This is a genomic window from Actomonas spartinae (genome assembly GCF_051209155.1).
Taxonomy (GTDB): Bacteria; Verrucomicrobiota; Verrucomicrobiia; order Opitutales; family Opitutaceae; genus Actomonas.
On the sequence record NZ_JBPJGB010000009.1, the window covers coordinates 1 to 7,001 of the forward strand.

Sequence of the window (7,001 nt, forward strand, 5' to 3'; positions counted from 1 at the left end):
GAACCACCAAACCATCCTGCGTGCGCTGGCTTTTAAATGGATCCGCATCCTCTGGCGCTGCTGGCACGACCGCGTGCCCTACGACGAAACCCGCTACCTGGCCGCCCTTCAACAGCGGCACTCACCCTTGGCCACCCAACTCGCCGCCGCCTGATTTTACTTGCTCAGTTGGCCTCAGGAGTTGGTTAGCCCTTTTTCTCACGTTTGATAGAAACCACACGAGTGGAAAACAGGGAGGCATTTTTCGGGAGGTCATCATCGAATACGAGCAGTGATATCTCACGACCGGTGCTTAGAGTGATGCTTGGGGTCCAATCATAGAGGTTCTTCGCGATACGCGCGGGAACGGTGCTCGAAACCTCGAATACTGCCCAATAGTTCTCCAAGCGAACGATGGGGGAGCCGGCTTCGACGCGTGTTCCTTCGTCGGCGAGGTATTCGAGAACGGTCATGCTGTCCAACTGATGCTGATACGCCTGCTCGGGTTTCGGAACTCGGAGAAACTCTGTAATCAGAAAGCCCATCTCAATCTCGGCTAACGTCTAAGCTGAGACAGGCCGACTTGTCGGCCTTGTCTCCGGCGATTGGTTCGCCCTCTTTTCCCACTTTTGAATCAGCTTCTTCAGTTTCTTTCCACTCCGCTTCGCGAGCTTGAGGTCGGTCACATAATCAACACCAAGCGGCTCCGGCGGCAGCACTGCTGAAACCGAATGTTTGAGACCGAACGACTTCGAACCGCCCACTAAGCCGCCAAACGTCACAAAATACTCCGGAACGCAGAAGCACGTGAGTGTGATGATCTCTTCGCCATCTGCAGACGTGCTCGGGGAAGGATCGATGAAATCGAACGCGTCGGAGATCTCCTGGATCTTCTTCGGGTCGGAGGTCGAGAAAATCACCTGCGATGAACCTGACGCCGTCGCCGAACGAATAACCTCAATGCTCGATGCGCCGGAAACCATCTGGCGAAACCCGGACTGAACGACTCCTGCAAATGAGGAACCCGAAACCGACAGAGCGAGAAGTGCGACGGCGATAACCTTCATATCGGCGAACGTCTGAACTCAGCCGCGAGGCGCGTCAGCGCCTCGTTGGCTGCGGTGGTTGGTTCGGCTTTTCATCTCAGGAACAAATTCATCGAAAATACCCCGAAGCCTATTGATGAAATCCATACCACCCCCCTACCAAGACAAGGTAACAAAAACCTGCCGAAATAGTCGTCTGGAATCGCAAATAACATCGCCCATACGGTTTCTCGGCCTGCTCTTCGTCGTTCGTGCTCGATTTGCGCAGTGCCCATCACCGCGAAGATGAAGCTCCCGAAAAGCAGGACTACGAATGAGCCGATGGCGATATCTGAAGATCTTTCTGCCATTGCTCGACCCAAGGAGCCGACAATCAATCCCGATAAGGCGCTACTGAGCCAAGTTGCACGAGTCCGCATGCCGAACGTTTGAGGTCAGGCAGGCCGACTTGTCGGCCTTGTCTGCACCGATTGGTTCGACTCTTTTTCGGTTTCCATTTGGGTATCGGTGACCGGATTTGACCGAAAGTATCGAGAATCAGAAACCAGTCGCGAGAAGCTTTTCTTCCATCCGTCAAACGGCGAACCGCCCCCCGGATAATCGACCATCAGGAGGCAAACCTCGTCATCTTCTGCGTCATTCAGATTTCGCACCACAATCGCCCAACCTTCGCGCTCCAACTTCGAGATCACTTCATTTGCGGCAACAGGATCATCGTGCGAATAGACTCTGACAATGCGCTTGGAAACCTCGCACATTCCGTCTTCCGCACATCGCTGCAGCCCGGCGAATAGAGACCATGCGTTACCTTTCATTCTACGTCGAATGACTGAGCTCAGCCGCGACTGCCAGCGGAGCTGGCGGTCGTTGGCTGCGCCGGATGGTTAGCCTCTAAATCTTCGGCAGTGCTCACTAGCGCGACGATTCGAGGTGCGATATGAACTTCCGAAATCCCGACAGCACGAAACGCTTCTCGAAACGCCTGCGCCCCGTCGGCTGCTGAATCAACTGAGCGATCAATAGAAATCTGGATTCCTCGCGCTCTCCAGCTCACGAATACTTCCACGCCGGCGAAGTCTGCGAACTCCCCGGCGCAAGCCTCAAGCGGCTCGTTCCGAACTAACAGGTGCAGCGGAAAGCTCTCACCATCCGGGTCACTCGGTGCGGGAGCATACGCAGACCCGCTGTGAGCTAACTTATGCTGAATGATCGCTTCTCGTTTTGCGGCTTCCGCTTTCATCCGCTGAAGCCGCTCCGCCGGATCCGTCTGCGCGAAAAGCGGAACTGCGATACACAACAAAACGAAAGAAGCGCTTCTCTTCATGGCTAACGATTTAGCTGAGCCGCGAGCGACGACGCGGAGCGGCGGTGCTCGTTGGCTCGGGCGGCTGGATAGGCCATTCTTTATCGGGTAGTAGACGTGAAAGCGGGGCGTGACAATGAGGACACTGATCGCGCCAGCGTGGTGCACAGATCCGAAATGGAATATCTGGGTGATTTCTCAACTGAGGTGCGCGTCCGCAATTCGGGCATTTGATCCGCATCCCCAAGAATCCGAAAACTAGCGTCAATGCTAGAGCAGCCATCGCCAGCCGCGGATACGGCTCGAATAGCAGAACAAATGTCGGAAAGATCATCACGATTGGAGCGAGCTGAACAAACAACAGCAGACGATACGGATTCATTGTTGTTCGCCTACGTTTGAGGTCAGACAGGCCGACTTTTCGGCCTTGTCTGCACCAATTGGTTGGCCATTTCTTTGTTCTGCTCGCTCACGATTTAATCATCCCGTGGATCCCGATGATAACCATGGCGAATCCGATGATCAAATTGGGAATGGTGAAGCTCTTCAGGGGGAAGTCGAAACCCCAGACCTTCTTTTGGAAATGCTGGCAAACAATCGAAAAGGGACGGTTCACGACGATCAACAAGGTGCCGAAAAATAACGAAATTAGAGCGGACATCGAACTACGGCCAACGATTTAGGTGAGGCGCGTCTGCCGGCGCGGAGCGACGGTAGCCGTTGCCTCGACCGACTGGATAGCCCTTTTCATTTCAGAGATCGATGAGGAATTGGACCACCGCGAGGCCAATCAACATAGCACCTGCGACTTTGAATTTCTTTCGTTTCTCTTGGGCTTTTCGAATTTCAGCAAAATCGCGCGGGCCATCGGGAGACTCCTCTTCTTCTTCTTTCGAATTTGCGGCGATCATCCATGTGCCAGCGATGATGAGGATCGCGGCATTCACAAAGCTGCCCCATTCTTGGTAGTTCATTAGGTTCGGCTACGTCTCAGGTGAGACGCGGATATCGCGCAGCGGTATCCGTTGTCTCGACCGGTTGGTTGGGAGATTTCATATTCCATACCACATGGAAGCGACACTCAGCACGCAACCATCTCGATCGAAGAAAAGGTGATGCTCCTGTCCTCCGGAACGCAGCTTGTCCGGCGGGCGATCATTCGAGTCGGGACTCCCGAATCGAACATACTTCCAGACTCGTTCGTCTTTCAAAATGGTGAGCACTTCATCTTTCCAAGCGCTCCCTTTCAGGGCCTCTGCCAATTGAACGAAATCTGATGTATCACCTTTCGAAAAAATGATGGTGACGGAAACTTTGGGCCATCGTGCCTGCGCCTCCTCGACGGTCTTGGGCCATCGCGCTTTCATCCACCTTTCGGACCTTCGGGTAAAATAGTCCTCGTAGCCGTCGGCTGAACAAATGGGGGGCTGCTCCGCGGCGCCGGACAATAGTCCGATCAAGCAACCAATAACGATTCGAAGCATGCCTTTCATTTCCCAACGTTTGAGCTCAGCCGCTCAGGTCAGCGGAGCTGACCTGAGTTGGCTGCGGCGGATGGATGGGCTCTTTTCTCATTTCGCTGCGCGGATTCGATCGACGATCTTCAAACTGACGTCCGTGTAGGCTCGCATGCGATACTCTCCGTGCCACTGTGCGAGCATCACCGCATCGTAGCCTAGGTCGTCTTTCGCTTCGGTGTCGGCGCCCAAATCGACCAGACACGCGACGCTGGACAGGTTCTGGCACTCGGCCGCCCAAAGCAATGGTGTCATGCCCTTCTCGTCTCGCTGATTCAGAAGGTCGGGGTGCGAAGCCAAAAGATCTCTGATCGTCGTTGTCGCTCCAGAAGTCACTGCGGACCGAAGCGACGTATAGCACGCATCGCGATCTGGCTTCCGAGTGAAGAGGTTCATCCGCATTTCAACTTTCGCCCATCGATTGAACTCAGCCGCGGCGCGCTAGTGCCGTTGGCTGCGGTGGGTGGATGGGCTCTTTTCTGGTTCGTAGCGTGAGTAAAACCACGGTCAGGCCTGCGCCCCAAGCTATAGGATCGATGTTCGTCGTCGACGAAAGCAGAGGAATCGGACGTCCCTCCGAATCGACGTGGCTTTCGAAGCGGGCAACCTTCGGAACAGGGTAGTCGTGGGTAAGCGATGCTCGAAGCCATCGGATGCTATGCGTAAGTGCGAAACCTAGCACCAGTGGAGCCAGAAACAGTATCTTCTTCTTCACTACGAGGAACGCGCCCGCTGCCACGGCGACTACTACGAATCCCAAGTTCAGCGCCCAAAAAGTCCACGCGACTGGATATTCAGAAAAGGATGCGACTTCAGATGTCATCTTATTCCGCCCATCGTTTGAACTCAGCCGCGACTGACAGCAGAGCTGTCAGTCGTTGGCTGCGGTGGTTTGTTAGGCTTTTCTCTCTGGTGGTGTGTCGAAAGCTGGAGCCAAAAGACGTAACTTCGATCTTCGGGCGGAAGCAGCTCTAAACTCTGCTCTAGTCGCTCCCGAAGACGCGCGCCGCGTTCCTCCCAAGCGTGGATAACAACGAGTGAATCCTCTTCTTTCGCGTCTCCGACGACGCAGATGTTCGCTCCAACCAAGTTCAGGATCAAATCAAGGACGGCGTTCTGACTCTCGGCTCCGCCCGTGAATCCAAACTGATGCTCAGCCATCTGCTTCAACCACGCGAAGTAGAGAATATCACTCTCCAGCTGCTCAAGGACGGCATCTCTAAACGAACGATTCATTTCGCCTAACGTTTCAGGTGAGACGCGCAGGCCGTGCAACGGCCTGCGTTGTCTCGACCGGTTGGTTCGACCTATATTTTTTACTGGTCCCGAGATATAGCAGGAAACCCAGATTCAACGTGCCCAAGCAGTAGACGCCCAGGACCAAAATCGTGGCATCGGTCGATCGCTGATCATATCCAGAAGCAACCGCTTCGAAGCGCGCATCGACAATCGCTTGGTCGTTTTGGACCAGTGCGAAATCTCTAAGGCGGCGAATCTCTTTTCCTCCGCTGCCGGCCAAAATGTAGTAGGTCGAAAGAACCGAAACGACCACCGTAGCCAAGCCGGTCAGGAGGAGGTAAGTGCGCACCAGTTTCATCTTGTTTGTCGAACGTCTAAGCTGAGACAGGCCGACTTGTCGGCCTTGTCTCCGCCGGTTGGTTGGGCTCTTCTTCTGTATCTTGGGGCCAGAGAATTCGAGTCCGGGAAGAAGTCGAGTCGCACAGTCCTGGACGAATCAGACCGGGAAACGTCTCGGCCAGAATCGGCCATAAATCATCCCAGCCGACCGCATAGAATGAAGCTCTCACTTCTTCTTTTTGAGCGGTGCGGAAGCAGAAGAAATAGTCGTCTACAAACGGGCCTTCCGCAGTGGTGAGCTCTGAGATCTCGCGAATCTCGGAAAGCGGGATCGACCACTGGCCATAGTGATCGGAGCGATAGGAAAGCTCCCGACCTGAAACCAAAATCACACCTGACTCAGGACTGTTCATTTTGTGTGCGGCTAACGTTTGAGGTCAGACAGGCCGACTTGTCGGCCTTGTCTGCACTGATTGGTTAGCCTCTTTCTTCATAACTTTCGAAGAATGTGGTTATCATCGCTCGAAGCTTCGAATCCCAATCCGGAAGATGGAATCCATGGTCGGCTTCATGATCGATCTGGTATGCTTCACTGACCTTGTGCTCAGGGAGTCCTTTCATCTGGGCCAGACGGAATATGCGCCGAACCGCTGCGAGGATGTCAGAGTCGGCCCCGAACTTCTTCCTGTGTGCGTCGAAGTGTAAGCGCGCCAGCTCGCGTTCGTCTGCTGTGCCCGGAACGCAATACAGGTAGTGGAGAATTTCATTCGGGTCTTTCGCGGTCGAAAGATCGATCATCCAAGCCTCGGCCTTACTCGCTGCGGAAATGAGGCTATCGATCCACGCGACGATCTCTTCTGGTGTGGTGAAACCTTCGGTCAGGCCGCTGACGTAGAAACTCGCCATCGTTGCTGGACTGGGGTGTTCGCAGGTCATTTTCGGCTAACGTCTAAGCTGAGACAGGCCGACTTGTCGGCCTTGTCTCCGGCGGTTGGTTAGCCTCTTCTTTCCGTGCTTGGATCTCGGATACGACTTCAGGCGTGCTAAAGTAGCCACCCGACTCCGGAACGAAAACGAACTTCGTGAACGCATCGACTGGAGGAGAAAAATGGACCGTGACGCGCGGCGGATTGGTCATGAACGAATTTTCAACATCGGTAATCGTGGCGAATGGAACTCGGAACTCGGTCTTTCCTTTTCGAATTCGAAGTGCGTCGCCCTCATCCCAAACCCCGTCCGCAAAGTCGAAAATAAAGAACCGCATGATGAGGTAACCGAAGGCAGCCATCCCTCCCATGAACAGGAGAAACAAAAGATCGGGACGCCCCTGTCTCCACATCGAGGAAAAGGCGAGGACGGTGAAGACCCCGAGAAACCCAAACCAAAGCGCCGGGACGACCTTCTTAAAGAGAAATGTCAGCTGCGAGGAAATGAGTCTCATGCGCTTGGCTAACGTTTGAACTCAGCCGCGACGGGGCGCCAGCCCCGGCGTTGGCTGCGGTGGTTGGTTAGACTCTGATTTCTTCATCGGGAATGAAGGGGCCGTTCGGCAACTTCTTCGAGCACCATGGACAGAAC

The 7,001-nt window shown here is 54.5% G+C and carries 13 protein-coding genes; 1 reads left to right on the forward strand and 12 read right to left on the reverse strand.

The genetic code is table 11. From position 1 onward, the window contains the following. Positions 1–185: 185 nt before the first annotated feature. From AC0MRV_RS20740 to AC0MRV_RS20755, 4 genes are all read right to left on the reverse strand, one after another. A complete protein-coding gene (locus AC0MRV_RS20740) occupies positions 186–524 on the reverse strand; it encodes a hypothetical protein (protein ID WP_472766436.1) in 339 nt (112 codons plus the stop codon). Between the two features lie 18 nt (positions 525–542). Beyond that, entirely contained in the window at positions 543–1,046 is a 504-nt protein-coding gene (locus AC0MRV_RS20745) for a hypothetical protein (RefSeq protein WP_472766437.1), read from the reverse strand. A gap of 413 nt (positions 1,047–1,459) precedes the next feature. Beyond that, positions 1,460–1,840, reverse strand: a complete 381-nt coding sequence (locus AC0MRV_RS20750) for a hypothetical protein (protein ID WP_472766438.1) — start codon at positions 1,838–1,840, stop codon at positions 1,460–1,462. A gap of 20 nt (positions 1,841–1,860) precedes the next feature. After that, positions 1,861–2,349 (reverse strand): hypothetical protein, encoded by a 489-nt coding sequence (locus AC0MRV_RS20755; protein WP_472766439.1) that lies wholly within the window; start codon positions 2,347–2,349, stop codon positions 1,861–1,863. Positions 2,350–2,815: 466 nt separating this feature from the next. Between AC0MRV_RS20755 and AC0MRV_RS20760 the strand changes: the two genes are divergently transcribed. Then, a complete protein-coding gene (locus AC0MRV_RS20760) occupies positions 2,816–2,971 on the forward strand; it encodes a hypothetical protein (protein ID WP_472766440.1) in 156 nt (51 codons plus the stop codon). 109 nt (positions 2,972–3,080) lie between these two features. Here the strand turns inward: AC0MRV_RS20760 and AC0MRV_RS20765 are convergent, their stop codons facing one another. From AC0MRV_RS20765 to AC0MRV_RS20800, 8 genes are all read right to left on the reverse strand, one after another. After that, the gene (locus tag AC0MRV_RS20765; protein ID WP_472766441.1) at positions 3,081–3,302 is read right to left on the reverse strand and encodes a hypothetical protein; all 222 of its coding nucleotides are present in this window, start codon (positions 3,300–3,302) and stop codon (positions 3,081–3,083) included. A 78-nt stretch (positions 3,303–3,380) separates the two neighbouring features. Beyond that, a complete protein-coding gene (locus AC0MRV_RS20770; protein WP_472766442.1) occupies positions 3,381–3,821 on the reverse strand; it encodes a hypothetical protein in 441 nt (146 codons plus the stop codon). Positions 3,822–3,899: 78 nt separating this feature from the next. Then, entirely contained in the window at positions 3,900–4,241 is a 342-nt protein-coding gene (locus AC0MRV_RS20775) for an ankyrin repeat domain-containing protein (protein WP_472766443.1), read from the reverse strand. A 450-nt stretch (positions 4,242–4,691) separates the two neighbouring features. After that, positions 4,692–5,081 (reverse strand): hypothetical protein, encoded by a 390-nt coding sequence (locus AC0MRV_RS20780; RefSeq protein WP_472766444.1) that lies wholly within the window; start codon positions 5,079–5,081, stop codon positions 4,692–4,694. A gap of 13 nt (positions 5,082–5,094) precedes the next feature. Next, complete coding sequence (locus AC0MRV_RS20785; protein ID WP_472766445.1) at positions 5,095–5,442, reverse strand: hypothetical protein; 348 nt, start codon at positions 5,440–5,442, stop codon at positions 5,095–5,097. 16 nt (positions 5,443–5,458) lie between these two features. Further along, complete coding sequence (locus AC0MRV_RS20790; protein ID WP_472766446.1) at positions 5,459–5,836, reverse strand: hypothetical protein; 378 nt, start codon at positions 5,834–5,836, stop codon at positions 5,459–5,461. A gap of 64 nt (positions 5,837–5,900) precedes the next feature. Continuing rightward, entirely contained in the window at positions 5,901–6,359 is a 459-nt protein-coding gene (locus AC0MRV_RS20795) for a hypothetical protein (protein WP_472766447.1), read from the reverse strand. Positions 6,360–6,372: 13 nt separating this feature from the next. After that, the gene (locus tag AC0MRV_RS20800; RefSeq protein WP_472766448.1) at positions 6,373–6,864 is read right to left on the reverse strand and encodes a hypothetical protein; all 492 of its coding nucleotides are present in this window, start codon (positions 6,862–6,864) and stop codon (positions 6,373–6,375) included. Positions 6,865–7,001 lie beyond the last annotated feature (137 nt).

What these genes read in the sequence shown, in the direction of transcription:
- AC0MRV_RS20740 (WP_472766436.1), bottom strand. Translation starts at nt 524, where the DNA reads ATGGGCTTTCTGATTACAGAGTTTCTCCGAGTTCCGAAACCCGAGCAG.
- AC0MRV_RS20745 (WP_472766437.1), bottom strand. Translation starts at nt 1,046, where the DNA reads ATGAAGGTTATCGCCGTCGCACTTCTCGCTCTGTCGGTTTCGGGTTCC.
- AC0MRV_RS20750 (WP_472766438.1), bottom strand. Translation starts at nt 1,840, where the DNA reads ATGAAAGGTAACGCATGGTCTCTATTCGCCGGGCTGCAGCGATGTGCG.
- AC0MRV_RS20755 (WP_472766439.1), bottom strand. Translation starts at nt 2,349, where the DNA reads ATGAAGAGAAGCGCTTCTTTCGTTTTGTTGTGTATCGCAGTTCCGCTT.
- AC0MRV_RS20765 (WP_472766441.1), bottom strand. Translation starts at nt 3,302, where the DNA reads ATGAACTACCAAGAATGGGGCAGCTTTGTGAATGCCGCGATCCTCATC.
- AC0MRV_RS20770 (WP_472766442.1), bottom strand. Translation starts at nt 3,821, where the DNA reads ATGAAAGGCATGCTTCGAATCGTTATTGGTTGCTTGATCGGACTATTG.
- AC0MRV_RS20775 (WP_472766443.1), bottom strand. Translation starts at nt 4,241, where the DNA reads ATGAACCTCTTCACTCGGAAGCCAGATCGCGATGCGTGCTATACGTCG.
- AC0MRV_RS20780 (WP_472766444.1), bottom strand. Translation starts at nt 5,081, where the DNA reads ATGAATCGTTCGTTTAGAGATGCCGTCCTTGAGCAGCTGGAGAGTGAT.
- AC0MRV_RS20785 (WP_472766445.1), bottom strand. Translation starts at nt 5,442, where the DNA reads ATGAAACTGGTGCGCACTTACCTCCTCCTGACCGGCTTGGCTACGGTG.
- AC0MRV_RS20790 (WP_472766446.1), bottom strand. Translation starts at nt 5,836, where the DNA reads ATGAACAGTCCTGAGTCAGGTGTGATTTTGGTTTCAGGTCGGGAGCTT.
- AC0MRV_RS20795 (WP_472766447.1), bottom strand. Translation starts at nt 6,359, where the DNA reads ATGACCTGCGAACACCCCAGTCCAGCAACGATGGCGAGTTTCTACGTC.
- AC0MRV_RS20800 (WP_472766448.1), bottom strand. Translation starts at nt 6,864, where the DNA reads ATGAGACTCATTTCCTCGCAGCTGACATTTCTCTTTAAGAAGGTCGTC.